Origin of the sequence: Bradyrhizobium sp. BWA-3-5 (assembly GCF_032917985.1) — a bacterium.
GTDB lineage: Bacteria > Pseudomonadota > Alphaproteobacteria > Rhizobiales > Xanthobacteraceae > Bradyrhizobium.
This window is the reverse complement of the sequence record NZ_CP136626.1, coordinates 7,263,241-7,277,878: the sequence shown is the minus strand read 5'-3', so window position 1 is coordinate 7,277,878 and position 14,638 is coordinate 7,263,241. Positions and strand designations below refer to the sequence as shown.

Genomic DNA, 14,638 nt, shown 5'->3' with positions numbered 1-14,638 from the left:
TTGGGCGGCGGGGATTTGGCGGCCGAAGGTTTGAGCGGCGAAGGCTTGGTGGGAGTGACGCTCACAATAGTTTTCCCTCGCCCGAAGCGGCGATGACACGAAAGCGACGTCGCGAAGCGGACTGCGATCATAACGTCGCGCATCGGCGCAGGTTCCATCGCGCGGGCGCAGCACCGCATCCGTCGCGTGCGGTGTGATGTCGGATGCGCGGAACTGCCGACGTCCAGTCGCGTTTGTTGGGGCAGAGCATCGCACGATGCACACATCCCACGGGGCAATCCCATGACACAGTCCTTTGTTCGCCGGCATTCGTCGCGCGTCGCACGCGCGCTCGTCCTTGTCAGCGCCGCGCTGCTGACGCCGGTAATGATCTCCGGCGCTGCGACCGCACAGACGCTCGGCTATGCTTCCACCCAGCAGAGTGCATATCCCGCCGATGAGGTGATCGGCGCCGACGAGAACGCAACGCCGGAGCGGTTGCGCCGCGCCGTCGTTGCCTTCGGGACCACGGAGGCGCCGGGCACGATCATCATCGATACCGGCAACACCACGCTCTACTACGTGCTCGGCCAGGGCCGGGCCATCCGTTACGGTGTCGGCGTCGGCCGCGAGGGCTTTACCTGGTCCGGCGTGCAGACCGTCAGCCGCAAGGCGGAATGGCCGGACTGGCATCCACCCGCCGAGATGATCGCGCGCCAGCCCTATCTGCCGCGCTTCATGGCCGGCGGTCCCGGCAATCCGCTGGGCGCCCGGGCGATGTATCTCGGTACCAGCCAATACCGCATCCACGGCACCAACGATCCCTCGACGATCGGAAAATTCGTCTCGTCCGGCTGCATCCGCCTGACCAATGAGGACGTCATAGATCTGTTCAACCGGGTCGAGGTCGGCACCAAGGTGGTGGTGCTGCCGAAGAACGCGCCGGTAATGGCGCGCGGCGGGGACGGCAGGCCGGTTCGTCCGGTCGGCATGGCGCCGCGCCCGGCGGTGACCGCCCCCTCCGGCCGCCAGGCGATGAACCTACTGGTGCCGCAAGAGAACTGAACGAGTGAACTGAATGAAAGCGCTCTGTTGCGCGACGGGAGAAGCCTGATGCGATCTGGAAAACTGGCCGCCTGCGGGATCGCCGCGCTGCTCTGCGCATCCGCGCTGGCGCCTGCCGCACAGGCGCAGGACTTCTTCTCGCAACTGTTCGGCGGCTTCAATCGCCCGCGCCAGCAGCCGTATATCCCGATGCCGTTCGCTGACGACGGCCAGGCCGCCGCGCCGCGCGAAGGGCGGGGACGCAGCTACGGCGGCGGAGGCCAGGCCTATTGCGTGCGGACCTGCGATGGCCGCTACTTCCCGGTCACCGCCGCCGACAATGCCAGCCGGGCCGCCTCGTGCAGCAAGCTCTGCCCAGCGAGCGAGACCAAGGTGTACTACGGCGGCAATATCGACGACGCGACCGCCGAGAACGGCAAGGCCTATTCGGAGCTGCCGAACGCGTTCAAATACCGCAATGAACTCGTCAGCGGCTGCACCTGCAACGGCAAGGACCCGGTCGGGCTCGCGCAGGTCAAGGTCGAGGATGATCCGACGCTGAAGAAGGGCGACATCGTCGCCGGCGAGAAGGGCTTGTTGGTGGCCGGCCGCAGCGCCGACAGACGCGGCGCCGAGCTGAATTTCTCACCCGCCTCGGAAAAGATCCGCGCCAAATACGGCCGCGCGCCGGTGGTGGCGCGGGAGTGAACTGCTGTCATGGCTGGGCTTGACCTGGCTTGACCTGCCCATGACGAACCTTATGCCGCGCGGATCTTGCCGAGGAACGTGGTGACCTGATTGCCGAGTTGCTGGCTCTGCGTCTCCAGCGTCTGCGAGGCCTGTTTCACATTCTCGGCGGCGGCCGCGGCGGCGTCCGCATCGGCCTTCACGCCGTTGATGTTTTCGGACACGTTTTTGGTGCCCTGCGCCGCAAACTGCGTCGAGCGCGTGATTTCCTGGGTGGCGGCGCCCTGCTGCTGCACGGCGGCGGCAATCGCGGTCGCGACCTCGTTGACCTCGCCGATGATGCTGCCGATGCCCTTGATGGCGTCGATCGCCTCGCCGGCGACGCGTTGGATGTCGGAGATCTGCTCGGAGATTTCCTCGGTCGCCTTCGCGGTCTGGCTCGCCAGCGATTTGACTTCGGAGGCGACCACCGCAAAGCCGCGGCCGGCCTCGCCGGCGCGCGCGGCCTCGATGGTGGCGTTGAGCGCGAGCAGATTGGTCTGCGCGGCAATGGTGTTGATCAGGCCGACCACTTCGCCGATCCGGCCCGCCGACTGGGCGAGGCCCTGGACAGTGCCGTCGGTGTTGCGGGCCTGGCCGACCGCGCGGCTCGCAATATCGGCTGCGTGCGCCGCCTGCTGGCTGATGTCGTTGATCGAGGCACTGAGCTCCTCGGACGCCGCGGCTACCGTCTCGACGCTCATCGAGGCCTCGCCGGAGGCCTTCTCGGCGATCTGGACGCGCTCGTTGGTCTGGCGCGAGATCGTCGACAGACCGGACGAGGTGGTCCGCATCTGGCCGGACGCATTGCCGAGCTGGCTCAGCGTGTCGCGCACGGTGCCCTCGAACTCGCCGACATAGCTTTCGATCGCCTGCTGGCGCGCCATCGCGGCGGCGTTGCGCTCGCGCTCCTGGGACTCGATTCGGGCCTTGTCGGCGGCCTGCTGCTTGAAGGTCTCGAGCGCACCGGCCAGCGCGCCGATTTCGTCGTGGCGCGCGGCATAGCCGGTATCGACCTGGAGATCGCCGGCGGCGACCCTGAGCATGGCGTCGCGCATGGCGAGCAGCGGCTTGATCGCCCGGCGGGTGACGATCGTCATGGCGCCGAAGGCGAGCGCCAGCGCGCCGGTCAGCAACACGAGCTGCATCATCAGCGAACGCTGGGCGGCGCTGTAGAGATGCGCGGCATGGTCCTTGGCGGCATCAAGCGCGGCTTCGGCCACGTTGACGGCGGCGGACAACCGCCCGACGGTGACCGGGGTCCACTGGTTGGCGGTCAGTTCCGGCTTTTCGCCGTCCGCAATCTGCGTCAGCAGGCGGTCGCGCAGGCTGAGATAGGACGGCTCGAAATAGGCGGTCTTGGTCGCCGTGATCGCGCTCGAAATCGGCGCCGGCAGCTGCATGCCCGACGCGGTGAGCCCGAGTGCGCCCCAGGCAGCGTCGATGCCGCCGACATATTTGGTGTAGGCGAGACGGGCCTCCGGCGTGACCTTGCCGGCGCTGAGCCCGGTCGAGACGATCAGCGAGGCCTCGCCGGCGGTGTTGCGCAACAGCCAGGCGATCTGCTTGATCGCCAGCAACTGGTCGATGGTTGCATCCTGGTGATTGACGGCGGCGGCGAGCGCGCCCGAAAGCTTTTCGAGCAGCTCCAGCATCCCGTTCGCCACGTCCATGTAGTCCTTCGCGAGCGTCGGACGGCGGGAAGCCTTCGGCTTGGCCACGGCCTCCCAGAACTCCTTCTGCAGCGTGATCATCGTCTTGTAGATGCGGTCGAATTCCGGCACCAGCGTCTGCGCTTGCGCGAAGTCAAGGCCATCGAGCAGGCGGAGCGCATTACCCATCGCCGGCATTTCGGTATCGCGGATGTTGCGCAGGTATTTCTCGATATCGGCGTCCATCGGCGCATCGGAGTTCAACAGGCGGTTGGTCGTCGAGCGATCGGTGCGCAGATTGTGCATCGCCTTGAAGATGTTGGCGGAGGCATCGGCGATCACGGCAATGCGGCTTGCCGTCTGCAAGCGGCCCCAGGCATCCCAGGCGTTGAGTGAAAATCCGACTACCACGCAAAAGGACGTGGCGAGAATGACGGTTTTCAGCAGCGCAGATACGGTCAGACGGTTCAACATGATGCTCTCCCCCAAGACGCCCGGCCATTTGGAGGAAAAACCGTAAAAACTTAACGAGTGCGCCTTGGTAGAACTACGAGGGTTTTGAAATGATTGAAATTTTTTCGATCGTGTCGCGTTCCGCGAGATGGAACTGGCGATACACGTTCACGTTAACAAGCTGCCAACGAAACATTTCCCGTTAATGCAGGGGCCTTCCGCATGCTTGTCAGCATACTCATCACGTTTTTGGTCGTTATCCTCGTCCTCTATCTCATCAATCTCCTGCCGCTCGACGGCCGCGCCAAGCAGATCGCGCGGGTCGTGGTGATCATTCTGGGCGTGATCTCGCTGCTGAAATACATCTCGGTATAGAGGCCTGTGGGTGCGGCATCGTCACGCGCAACGGCGAGGTTGAACGACAACGAAAAAGCCCCGGCATCGGGCCGGGGCTTTCGCTTGCTTGTCATTTCAAGGTACTGAACCAGTCGTCCACGTCCTTGCGGATCTGGTCCTTGGCGAAGCCGTAGCGCTGCTGCAGCTTGCCTTCGAGCTGGTCGCGGCGGCCCTCGATGACGTTGAGATCGTCATCGGTGAGCTTGCCCCACTTCTCCTTCGCCGAGCCCTTGAACTGCTTCCAGTTACCTTCAACCCTGTTCCAGTCCATCGTCACCTCCTCAATGTTGGGATGACGATCAACGGACAAAAAGCTCAGGTGTTCCCCGATGAGCGATGCGGCATCGTGACGTTATTGTCTGACGCGTTTTCCTGCGCGAACCGGTACCCACTTCGCTTGAAAACGCTATGTGATCAGCCCGCCGCCTTCGCCTCGCGGCGCCGCGCGGTGAGGATGTATTCGGTGTAACCGTTCGGCTGCTCGCGGCCCTTGAAAACAAGGTCGCAGGCGGCCTGGAACGCAACGCCATTAAACGCGGGCGCCATCGGCTTGTAGAGCGGATCCCCGGCATTCTGCTTGTCGACCACGACCGCCATGCGCTTTAAGGATTCCATCACCTGGTCCCTGCTGACGACGCCGTGCGCCAGCCAGTTCGCCAGATGCTGGCTGGAGATGCGCAAGGTGGCGCGGTCTTCCATCAGGCCGACATCGTGAATATCGGGCACCTTGGAACAGCCGACGCCCTGGTCGATCCAGCGCACGACATAGCCAAGGATGCCCTGACAGTTGTTGTCGATCTCCTGCTTCACATCGTCAGGCGCCCAGTTCGATTGCGACACCGGAATGGTGAGGATATCGGAGAGCTTTGCGCGCTGGCCGCCCTTGGCAAGCTCCTGCTGGCGCGCGATCACGTTGACCTGGTGATAGTGCAGCGCGTGCAGCGTGGCCGCGGTCGGCGACGGTACCCACGCCGTGGTCGCGCCGGCCTGCGGATGGCCGAGCTTCTGGGTCAGCATGTCGACCATTTTGTCCGGCGCGGCCCACATGCCCTTGCCGATCTGGGCATGGCCGGGCAGGCCATCGATCAGGCCCATGTCGACGTTCCAGTCTTCATAGGCCTTGATCCAGGGCTGCGCCTTCATGTCGTTCTTGCGGATCATCGGCCCGGCTTCCATCGAGGTATGGATCTCGTCGCCGGTGCGGTCGAGGAAGCCGGTGTTGATGAAGCAGATGCGCTTCGATGCATTCTGGATGCAGGCCTTGAGGTTCACCGTGGTACGGCGCTCCTCGTCCATGATGCCGATCTTCATGGTGTTCTCGGGCAGGCCGAGCAGATTTTCCACCTCGCCGAACAGTTCGCAGGTCAGCGCGACTTCATCGGGGCCGTGCATCTTCGGCTTGACGATGTAGACCGAGCCGGTGCGGCTGTTCTTCGTCTTCGAATTGCCCTTGAGATCGTGGATCGCGAGCAGGCCGGCGACGGCAGCATCGAGCAGGCCTTCCGGGATCTCTTGGCCCTTGTCGTCGAGCACGGCGTCGGTGAACATGTGATGGCCGACATTGCGCATCAAGAGCAGGCTGCGGCCGTGCAGCGTCAGGTCCTTGCCGTCAGGCGTCGTGTAGACGCGGTCGGCGTTGAGCGAGCGCTTGACGGTCTTGCCGCCCTTCTCGAAATCGGCCGAGAGCGTGCCGTTCATCAGGCCGAGCGTGTTACGATAAACCAGCACCTTGTCCTCGGCATCGACGGCGGCGACCGAGTCTTCCATGTCGAGAATGGTCGAGACCGCAGCTTCGAGGATCATGTCGGCGACGCCCGCTGGATCGTCCTTGCCGATCATGTTGCTGCGGTCGATCTTCACTTCGATGTGCATGCCGTTATTGACCAGCAGGATCGCGCTTGGCGAAGCCTCATCGCCCTGGAAGCCGGCGAACTGCGAAGCCGTCTTCAGCGCAGTGGCGTTGCCGCTCTTCAGCTTCACCGCGAGCTGGCCGGCGATCACGCTGTAGGACGTCACGTCGGTGTGGCTGCCGGTCGCGAGCGGCACGGCGGCGTCGAGGAAGGCCTTGGCCTTCGCGATCACCTTGTCGCCGCGCGCCTTGTTGTAGCCCTTGCCGATCTCGCTCGGATCGTGCGGGATCGCATCCGTGCCGTAGAACGCATCATAGAGCGAGCCCCAGCGCGCATTCGCCGCGTTCAGGGCATAGCGGGCGTTGGTCAGGGGAACGACGAGCTGCGGCCCGCAGATCTTGCCGATTTCCTCATCGACATTGGCCGTCTCGACTTTCTGCGTGGCAGGCTCGGGCAAGAGGTAGCCGATCTCCTTCAGGAACGCGGTATAGGCGTTGACATCGAACGCCTTGCCCTTGTTGGCGCGATGCCAGTCGTCGATCTTGGCCTGCAGCGCGTCGCGGAAGGCGAGCAACTCGCGATTCTTCGGTCCCAGCTTCTTGATGATGGCGCCGACACCGGCCCAGAACGCATCGGGCGCAATCCCGGTTTTGGGGGTCGCCTCCTTGGCGATGAAATCGAACAGGACAGGGGCGATCTTCAATCCGTGGGCATCGACACGCTTCATGATGGGCTTTCTCAAAAGAAATGGCGTTTACAGGCTGCTTTCAGGCCAAAACAGCAAAAAACGCGCCAAAGGGGCGGCGTTGGCCGCCCTTTTAGCCCTAAAGCCGGGTCGATGAGAAGTGCCTAAAAGGCCTAGATATTGGCCGCCAGGTCCACGAGTTCGTCGAACAAAATACCGCTCTCCGCCAGCATCCGCTCGATCTCGTCAGTCGCATCGGAAACCGTGCGGGTCGAAGTGTCGATGCTCAGCTCTGCCTGGGCCGGCGGCTGGTAGTCATTGCCGATCCCGGTGAATGCCTGCAGCGTGCCCGCGCGCGCCTTGGCGTAGTGTCCCTTGGGATCGCGTCTCTCGCAGACCTCGGCCGGCGTTGCGACGTAGATCTCGCGGAACGTGGTATCGGCGATGCGTCGCGCGGCGGCGCGATCATCCGCCGAGGGCGACACCGCGGCAACGACGGCGATGTGTCCGTTGCGCGCCAGATGGGTCGCGACCTCCGCAAGCCTGCGGATATTTTCCGTGCGGTCCTGCGCCGAGAAACCAAGATCGCCATTGAGCCCGGCGCGCAGCGTATCGCCGTCGAGCAAGATCGGCGAGCCGCCGCGCGAGAACAGGCGACGCTCGAGCGCGCGCGCGAGCGTGGATTTTCCGGCTCCCGGCAGACCGGTCAGCCAGACAACCGCGCCATTGTGGCGGTAGCGCGCCGAGCGCTCCTCGGGACGCAACGCGGATTCGACAGGCACGATATCGATCGGAACGGCGCGTGCCCCGGCATCGACCGACAGCACGAGACCACCGCCGGCGATCCGGCCATTGACCTCGATCACCACACGTCCGGTGCGCGGGTTGTCAGAGTAAGGATCGGCCGCGATCGGCTGTGCCAGCGAGATGTCGATTTCGCCGACATGGTTGCGGGCGATCGCCTTGGTCTCCTCGTTGGAGAGCTCGCCGGGATCGACCGCCTTTTCGATCGCGACCACGCTGGCGCGGGTTTCCCGCGTGCCGAGGCGGATCAGGATCTGGTCGCCCTTCGACAGCGGTTTGTCGTGCAGCCAGAAAATCCGGGCGCGCATCCGCCGCGTGTCGCGCGGCGTGGCGCCGGCGTGCGCGATGACATCGCCGCGCTCGATGAACAATTCGCGGTCGAGCGTGATGCCGACCGAACGGCCGGCGCCGTGACCGCCCTTGAGCGGCGTTACCGGCCAGCTCTCCACCGTCTTGATCTTTGCGATCTTGCCGGCCGGCATGATGACGATTTCATCGCCGGCGGCGAGATGGCCGGACTCGATCCGGCCGGCCACGATGCGGCGGTCGTCGAATTTGTAGATCGCCTGCACCGGCAGCCGCAGCGCAAGCTGCTCCAGCGGCCGCGCCGGTTCGAGCGCATCCAGCGCCTCGACCACGGTCGGCCCCTTGTGCCAGCCAATGCGTGCGGTGTGCTCGGCAACGCCATCGCCATCGCGTGCGGAAATCGGAATAACAGCCGACGGCTTGACGCCGAGGCCGATCAGGTGCGCCGAAATCTCGTCGCTGATTTCCTTGAAGCGGTCGGCGCTGAAATCGACCCGGTCCATCTTATTGACGACGATCGCGACCTGCTTGATGCCGAGCAGATGCAAGAGATAGCCATGGCGCCGGGTCTGGTCGCGCACGCCTTCCAGTGCGTCGATGATCAGCACCGCACCGTCGGCCTGCGAGGCGCCAGTGATCATGTTGCGGAGGAACTCGGCGTGACCGGGCGCGTCGATCAAGACGACGTCGCGCGAGCGGGTGCGGAAGCGGATCTGCGTGGTGTCGATGGTGATGCCCTGGTCGCGCTCAGTCTGCAGTGCGTCGAGCAGAAACGACCATTCGAACGGCATGCCGCGCCGTGCGCTGACCGCCTTCAGCATTTCCAGCTTGCCTTCGGGCAGGCTGCCGGTCTCGTGCAAGAGGCGGCCCACCAAAGTGGATTTACCGTGATCAACATGGCCGACGATGACAATGCGGACTTGGGGGCGGGTAGTGCCGTTCGGCGTGGCCGACACGCTGGCGGGAAGGATCATGTTCATGGCGACGCTCACACCCAATGTCCGTCAGAGGTAACCTGCGACACGCAGCCGCTCGAAGGCGTCTTCGGTCTCGTGATCCAGCGCGCGGCCGGCGCGCTCCGGCACCTTGGTGCCGTCGAGTTCGGTCAGGATTTCATCGATGTTGGAGGCGGTCGAAGCCACCGGGAATGTGATGTCGGCATCGCCAAGCGAGCGGTAGCGCTTGCCGTTGTTCGAGAGATACAGCGGGATGATCGGAATGTTCTCGCGCTTGGTGTAGGCCCAGATGTCGGCCTCGGTCCAATGCAGGATCGGGTGAACGCGCAAATGCGCGCCTGGCGGCACCGAGGCGTTGAACTGGTCCCAGAACTCCGGGGGCTGATCGCGCACGTCCCAGCCGCCTTCGAGGCCGCGCGGTGAGAACACGCGCTCCTTGGCGCGGGTCGCTTCCTCATCGCGGCGGATGCCGGCGATCAGCCCGTCAAAACCGTATTTGTTGAGCGCCCATTTGAGCCCTTCGGTCTTGCGCGCAGCCGAACGCGCGGCCGGCGGCAGCGTCGGATCGACCGCGTCGATCGGCGGGCAGGGCTCGACCTTGAGGTCGAGGTCCCATTCCTTGCCGTAGTGATCGCGGAAGGCGTACATCTCCGGAAATTTCTTGCCGGTGTCGACGTGCAGCGCCGGGAACGGCACGCGGCCGAAGAAGGCCTTGCGCGCCAGCCAGATCATCACGTTGGAATCCTTGCCCAGCGACCACAGCATCGCGAGCTTCTTCAGCCGCGCGAACGCCTCCCGCAGGATGTAGATGCTCTGCGCCTCGAGCTCATCGAGGTGGTCCATCGAGGGCGGCGGCAGGGTTCGGCCGTTAAAAATTGTCGGCACAGATGATGCTTCGTGACGGGCTGCAGGCCGCAACCCCTGTCCGTTGGATTCATGGTCGAGAAGATGCATCTCTGAGCCTTGGACTTGGGAGTGGAAAAATTCTAAAGTTGTGCCGCAATAGAGAAGAAATAATTTTCTCTTTGTGGCTCTTGATCGAGACATAAATAGAAAATAATTTCAGTCAACCCCCTACTTGGGGAAAGCGAGTGTCGGATGCGCTATCTGCCTGTCTTCCTGGATTTGCAACGCGGCAAGGTGCTGCTCGTCGGAGCGGGTGACCTCGCTCGCGCGAAGTTGCGCCTGCTCGCCGCGGCCGGCGCCGAGGTGCGTTGGTATGCGACCGACGGCAACCATGAGCTTGCGGGCCTTGCCGCAGCCGACGTTGCGCGGATCGAACCCGTCACGGGCGATCCACTGTCGGCCGATCTCTCCGGCATCATTGCCATCCTCTGCGCCGGCGCCGGCGATATCGGCGTTGCGATGTCGGCGCGTGCGAAGGCGGTCGGACTGCCCGTCAACGTGATGGACGATCTCGCGCATTCCACCTTCATCTTTCCGGCGATCGTGGATCGCGGCGACGTCGTCGTTGCCGTCGGCACCGGCGGCACCTCGCCGGTGGTGGCGCGCCGCATCCGCGAGCGCATCGAGGCGGTGCTGCCCGCACGGATCGGTGATCTCGCCACTTTCATCGGTAGCTGCCGCAAGGCGATCCATGCGCGCATTCCCGAATTCGCGTTGCGCCGCCGCTTCTGGGAGCGTGTGATCGACGGCCCGATCGGCGCGCTGGTGCTGGCCGGACGCAAGGACGACGCCGAAAAGGCACTGAACGAAATCGCCGATCCCTCCGCCTTTGCCGGCGCGACAGAGGACGGCAAGGCCGAGGGTAGGGTGACGCTGGTCGGTGCCGGCCCGGGCGATCCGGATCTGCTCACCATCAAGGCGCTGCGCGCGCTGCAGGATGCCGACATCGTTTTCTACGACGAGCTGGTCTCGCCGGAAATTCTCGATCGCGTGCGCCGCGATGCCTCGCGCATTCCGGTCGGCCGCCGCGTCGGCAAGCCCGGTATCGGCCAGGACGCGATCCACAAACTCCTGATCGACGCGGCGAAGTCCGGACAGCGAGCGGTGCGGCTGAAGGGCGGTGACCCCTTCATCTTCGGCCGCGGCGGCGAGGAGATCGAAGTTTTGCGTGCCGCAGGCGTTGCCTATTCGGTGGTGCCTGGCATCACCGCAGGACTCGGCGCTGCGGCGCATTTCGAGGCACCGCTGACCTATCGACACGAGGCGCTGCGCATCACCTTCCTGACCGCGCACAAGGCCAAGGATGCCGAAGCCGTCGACTGGTCGGTGCTGACAGACAAGAAGATGACCATCGTGGTCTATATGGGCATGACCGCCGCGCCTTCGGTGCGCGCCGGGCTGCTCGCGGCGGGGCGATCGCCGCGCACGCCCGTCGGCATTTTCGCGCGCGTAACGCGGCCGGACGCGCAGGCGGCTGTCGGCACGCTGGAGAATCTTCCGGCGCTGGTCGAAAAAATCGATGGCGGTCCCGCCATCCTGATCATCGGCGACGTCGTGGCGCATTCCGCGCCTTGGCGTCAGTCAAACCTCAATCAAGTCGTCTCCAAACTGCTGGATGCTGCCGAATGACCTCTCCGCTCGAACAGAAGAAAATCAGAATCACCGGTCCGTCGGTGGTGACCGCCAACCGCACCTGGGACGGCGCCGTGGTCTGGCGGACCGCAGAACGGGGCTGGACGACCGCGCTGGCGGACGCCGCGATCGTCAGCACCTCGGATGACGCGCGTGCGTTGCTCGCCGAGAGCGTCGCCGACGACGTCGGTGCGGTCGGCGCCTATATCGCGCCCGTCGAACTCAAGGCCGGCGTGATCAGGCCCGGCAATCTTCGCGAACACATCCGGTCGAAGGGTGTCACCATCGACCTTCTTCCGGCCTGAAGGCTAGTCCATCATGTATGCATATGACGAACTCGACCGCACGCTCATCAACGAGCGTGTTTCGGAATTCCGCGATCAGGTGAAGCGCCGCCTGGCCGGCGAGCTCACCGAGGACGAATTCAAGATCCTGCGGCTGCAGAACGGCGTGTACCTGCAACTGCACGCCTATATGTTCCGCGTCGCGATCCCCTATGGCACGCTGTCGTCGAAGCAGCTGAGGGCGCTGGCCCGTGTCGCGCGGCGCTATGACCGCGGCTACGGCCATTTCACCACGCGGCAGAACATCCAGTACAACTGGATCAAGCTCGCCGAGCTGCCCGATGCGCTGGCCGAGCTCGCTGAAGTGGGCATCCACGCGATGCAGACCTCCGGCAACAACATGCGCAACGTCACCTCGGACCAGTGGGCCGGCGTTGCGCCCGGCGAGGTCGAGGACCCCCGCATCTGGTCGGAGATTCTGCGCCAGCACACCACACTGCATCCGGAATTCTCGTTCCTGCCGCGCAAGTTCAAGATCGCGATCACCGCATCCGAGCACGATCGCGCCGCGATCAAGATCCACGATATCGGCCTGCGGCTGCACAAGAATGCGGACGGCGAGACCGGCTTCGAGGTGTTGGTCGGCGGCGGCCTCGGCCGCACGCCGTTCATCGCCAAGACCATCAAGCCATTTGTGCACGGCCGCGATATCCTGAGCTATGTCGAGGCGATCCTTCGCGTCTACAACCAGTACGGCCGCCGCGACAACATCTACAAGGCCCGCATCAAGATCCTGGTCCATGAGCTCGGCATCGAAAAGTTCGCGCGCGAGGTCGAGGAGGAATGGAAGCAGATGGGCCACAGCGCCCTGACGCTCGATCATTCCGCCATCGAGGAGGTGCGCTCGCGCTTTTCCTATCCGGCTTACGAAAAGCTGCCGCACATGCCGGACGAACTGAAGCAGGCTGCGGCCGATCCGCTGTTCGAGCGCTGGCGCAAGAACTCGGTCGCCCCGCACAAGGTGCAGGGCTATTCGATCGTGACGCTGTCGCTGAAGCCGGTCGGCGGCCCGCCCGGCGATGCCACCGCCGACCAGATGGACGCGGTCGCCGATCTCGCCGACAAATATTCATTCGGCGAAATCCGCGTCGGCCACGAGCAGAACCTGGCGCTGCCGCATGTCGCCAAGCGCGACCTGCCGCAGCTCTGGAGGGCGCTCGACCGTCTCGGGCTCGCGACGCCGAACGTCAATCTGGTCACCGACATCATCGCCTGCCCGGGGCTGGACTATTGCTCGCTCGCCAATGCGCGCTCTATCCCGATCGCGCAGGAATTGACGCGGCGGTTCGCCAACCACGACACATCAGACATGATCGGCCGTCTCCATATCAACATCTCCGGCTGCATCAATGCCTGCGGCCATCACCATGTCGGCCATATCGGCATTCTCGGTGTCGAGAAGAACGGCGAGGAATTTTATCAGATCACGATCGGCGGCCGCGCCGACGAAAACGCCCAGATGGGCGTGCTGATCGGTCCGGCCGTTCCCTATGCCGAAGTTGCCGACGTGATCGAAGACATTGTCGAAGCTTATCTGGCGCTGCGCGACCGTCCCGAGGAATTGTTCGTCGACACGGTGAAGCGTCTGGGCGTCGAGCCTTTCAAGGAGCGGGTCTATGCCACTCGTTAAGAACGGAAGAATTGCCACCGATCTGTTCGTCCACGTCGCCGACGGCGCCGAACTGCCGGGCGACGGCGCGGTCCTCATTACCGGGGCGCGCTTCCTCGACAATCCGGAAGCCATTCTCAAGCGCGGCAAGACCGGCGTGATCTGGCCGAACAGTCGCGCGATCGACGACCTCGTGCCCTATCTCGACCGCCTGGCCGCCGTCGCGCTGGTGTTTCCGACCTTCCGCGACGGCCGCGCCTACAGCCAGGCGCGGCTGCTGCGCGAGCGGCACGGTTATGACGGCGAGCTGCGCGCTACCGGCCAGGTGCTGCGCGACCAGTTCGTATTCATGTCGCGCGCCGGCTTCGATGCCTTCGAGGTGAAGAAGGACACCGATGCCGATGCGTTCGCCGAGACCATGAAGCGTTATTCGGTGTTCTACCAGCCGACCGGCGATGGCCGCATTACCGCCCTCAACCGGCGTATGCAACTGCGCCACTCGGAGAGTGCCGGCCAGTGAGCACGATTTCACAAGCTGCGCATGCGGCTGAAGCTGCGATCCTTCATTCGGCGCAGACGCTCGATCGTACGTTGCGCGACGCCTCGCCCGAGCACATCATCGAGACCGCGCTGAAAACCGTCGGCCGCGAGCAGATCGCGCTGGTGTCGTCGTTCGGCACGGAATCGGCCGCGCTGCTCAAGGTGATGGCGGACGTCGATCCCGCGATCCCCGTGATCTTTCTCGATACCGGTTGGCTATTCGAGGAGACGCTGGCCTATCGCGATACGCTGATCTCCGTGCTCGGCCTTCGCGACGTTCGCTCCGTCACGCCGCTGGAAGAGACGCTTTCGCGCCAGGACCCCGAACGCGAATTGTGGTTCTCCGATCCGGATGCGTGCTGCCGCATTCGCAAGGTGGAGCCGCTGGCGCGGGCACTCAAACCGTTCTCCGCCTGGATCAACGGACGCAAGCGCTTTCAGGGTGGCGCGCGTGCCGAGATCCCCGTCGTCGAAGAGGATGGCGAGCGGCTGAAGTTCAATCCATTCGCCAACGTTTCGCGCGAAGAGATCCAAGCGATCTATAAGCTGGCTAAATTGCCTGCGCATCCGCTGGTCGCCTCAGGATACTTGTCGGTCGGATGCATGCCGTGCTCGAGCCGCACTTTGCCCGACGAAGACGCCCGCGCGGGGCGTTGGCGCGGCAGAGCCAAGACCGAATGCGGCATCCACACGATGAAGGCGTCGTAGGACGCCAGATTGATAGGACAATGAAGCTGCGGAACCGAAAACTATGAA

Annotated in this window: 13 protein-coding genes; 8 read left to right on the top strand and 5 right to left on the bottom strand. The window is 64.2% G+C overall.

Annotated features, from left to right (window positions below):
• Window positions 1–282: 282 nt before the first annotated feature.
• Entirely contained in the window at window positions 283–1,044 is a 762-nt protein-coding gene (locus tag RX331_RS34995; RefSeq protein ID WP_317254119.1) for a L,D-transpeptidase, read from the top strand.
• A 48-nt stretch (window positions 1,045–1,092) separates the two neighbouring features.
• Window positions 1,093–1,731, top strand: coding sequence for a DUF2865 domain-containing protein (locus RX331_RS34990; RefSeq protein WP_317254118.1), 639 nt, complete (start codon window positions 1,093–1,095; stop codon window positions 1,729–1,731).
• Window positions 1,732–1,781: 50 nt separating this feature from the next.
• Here the strand turns inward: RX331_RS34990 and RX331_RS34985 are convergent, their stop codons facing one another.
• Complete coding sequence (locus RX331_RS34985; protein ID WP_317254117.1) at window positions 1,782–3,875, bottom strand: HAMP domain-containing methyl-accepting chemotaxis protein; 2,094 nt, start codon at window positions 3,873–3,875, stop codon at window positions 1,782–1,784.
• A gap of 201 nt (window positions 3,876–4,076) precedes the next feature.
• Here RX331_RS34985 and RX331_RS34980 point away from each other — a divergent pair, with 201 nt between their 5' ends.
• The gene (locus RX331_RS34980) at window positions 4,077–4,229 is read left to right on the top strand and encodes a Thivi_2564 family membrane protein (RefSeq protein ID WP_317254116.1); all 153 of its coding nucleotides are present in this window, start codon (window positions 4,077–4,079) and stop codon (window positions 4,227–4,229) included.
• 91 nt (window positions 4,230–4,320) lie between these two features.
• Here the strand turns inward: RX331_RS34980 and RX331_RS34975 are convergent, their stop codons facing one another.
• The 4 genes from RX331_RS34975 to cysD form a co-directional block, all read right to left on the bottom strand.
• A complete protein-coding gene (locus RX331_RS34975) occupies window positions 4,321–4,521 on the bottom strand; it encodes a CsbD family protein (protein WP_317254115.1) in 201 nt (66 codons plus the stop codon).
• Window positions 4,522–4,664: 143 nt separating this feature from the next.
• Window positions 4,665–6,827 carry a malate synthase G gene (locus tag RX331_RS34970; RefSeq protein ID WP_317254114.1) on the bottom strand — a complete coding sequence of 721 codons (2,163 nt, stop codon included), beginning with the start codon at window positions 6,825–6,827 and terminating at the stop codon, window positions 4,665–4,667.
• Between the two features lie 131 nt (window positions 6,828–6,958).
• Entirely contained in the window at window positions 6,959–8,875 is a 1,917-nt protein-coding gene (gene cysC, locus RX331_RS34965) for an adenylyl-sulfate kinase (protein WP_317254113.1), read from the bottom strand.
• Between the two features lie 24 nt (window positions 8,876–8,899).
• A complete protein-coding gene (gene cysD / locus RX331_RS34960; protein WP_317258312.1) occupies window positions 8,900–9,694 on the bottom strand; it encodes a sulfate adenylyltransferase subunit CysD in 795 nt (264 codons plus the stop codon).
• Window positions 9,695–9,949: 255 nt separating this feature from the next.
• On the opposite strand from cysD, the gene cysG reads away from it, so the two are divergent.
• Genes cysG through RX331_RS34935 form a run of 5 tightly spaced genes read left to right on the top strand, consistent with a single transcriptional unit; the run spans window position 9,950 to window position 14,590 of the window.
• Window positions 9,950–11,386: a siroheme synthase CysG gene (gene cysG, locus RX331_RS34955; protein ID WP_317254112.1), complete on the top strand. Its 1,437-nt coding sequence runs from the start codon at window positions 9,950–9,952 to the stop codon at window positions 11,384–11,386.
• Window positions 11,383–11,694: a DUF2849 domain-containing protein gene (locus RX331_RS34950; RefSeq protein ID WP_317254111.1), complete on the top strand. Its 312-nt coding sequence runs from the start codon at window positions 11,383–11,385 to the stop codon at window positions 11,692–11,694. The genes cysG and RX331_RS34950 overlap by 4 nt, the downstream gene beginning before the upstream one ends.
• A gap of 13 nt (window positions 11,695–11,707) precedes the next feature.
• On the top strand, window positions 11,708–13,363 hold the full coding sequence (locus tag RX331_RS34945) for a nitrite/sulfite reductase (RefSeq protein ID WP_283030311.1): 1,656 nt from the start codon (window positions 11,708–11,710) through the stop codon (window positions 13,361–13,363).
• Window positions 13,350–13,862, top strand: coding sequence for a DUF934 domain-containing protein (locus tag RX331_RS34940; protein ID WP_317254110.1), 513 nt, complete (start codon window positions 13,350–13,352; stop codon window positions 13,860–13,862). Before RX331_RS34945 ends, RX331_RS34940 begins: the two co-directional genes overlap by 14 nt.
• Entirely contained in the window at window positions 13,859–14,590 is a 732-nt protein-coding gene (locus tag RX331_RS34935) for a phosphoadenylyl-sulfate reductase (protein WP_410708044.1), read from the top strand. The genes RX331_RS34940 and RX331_RS34935 overlap by 4 nt, the downstream gene beginning before the upstream one ends.
• Window positions 14,591–14,638 lie beyond the last annotated feature (48 nt).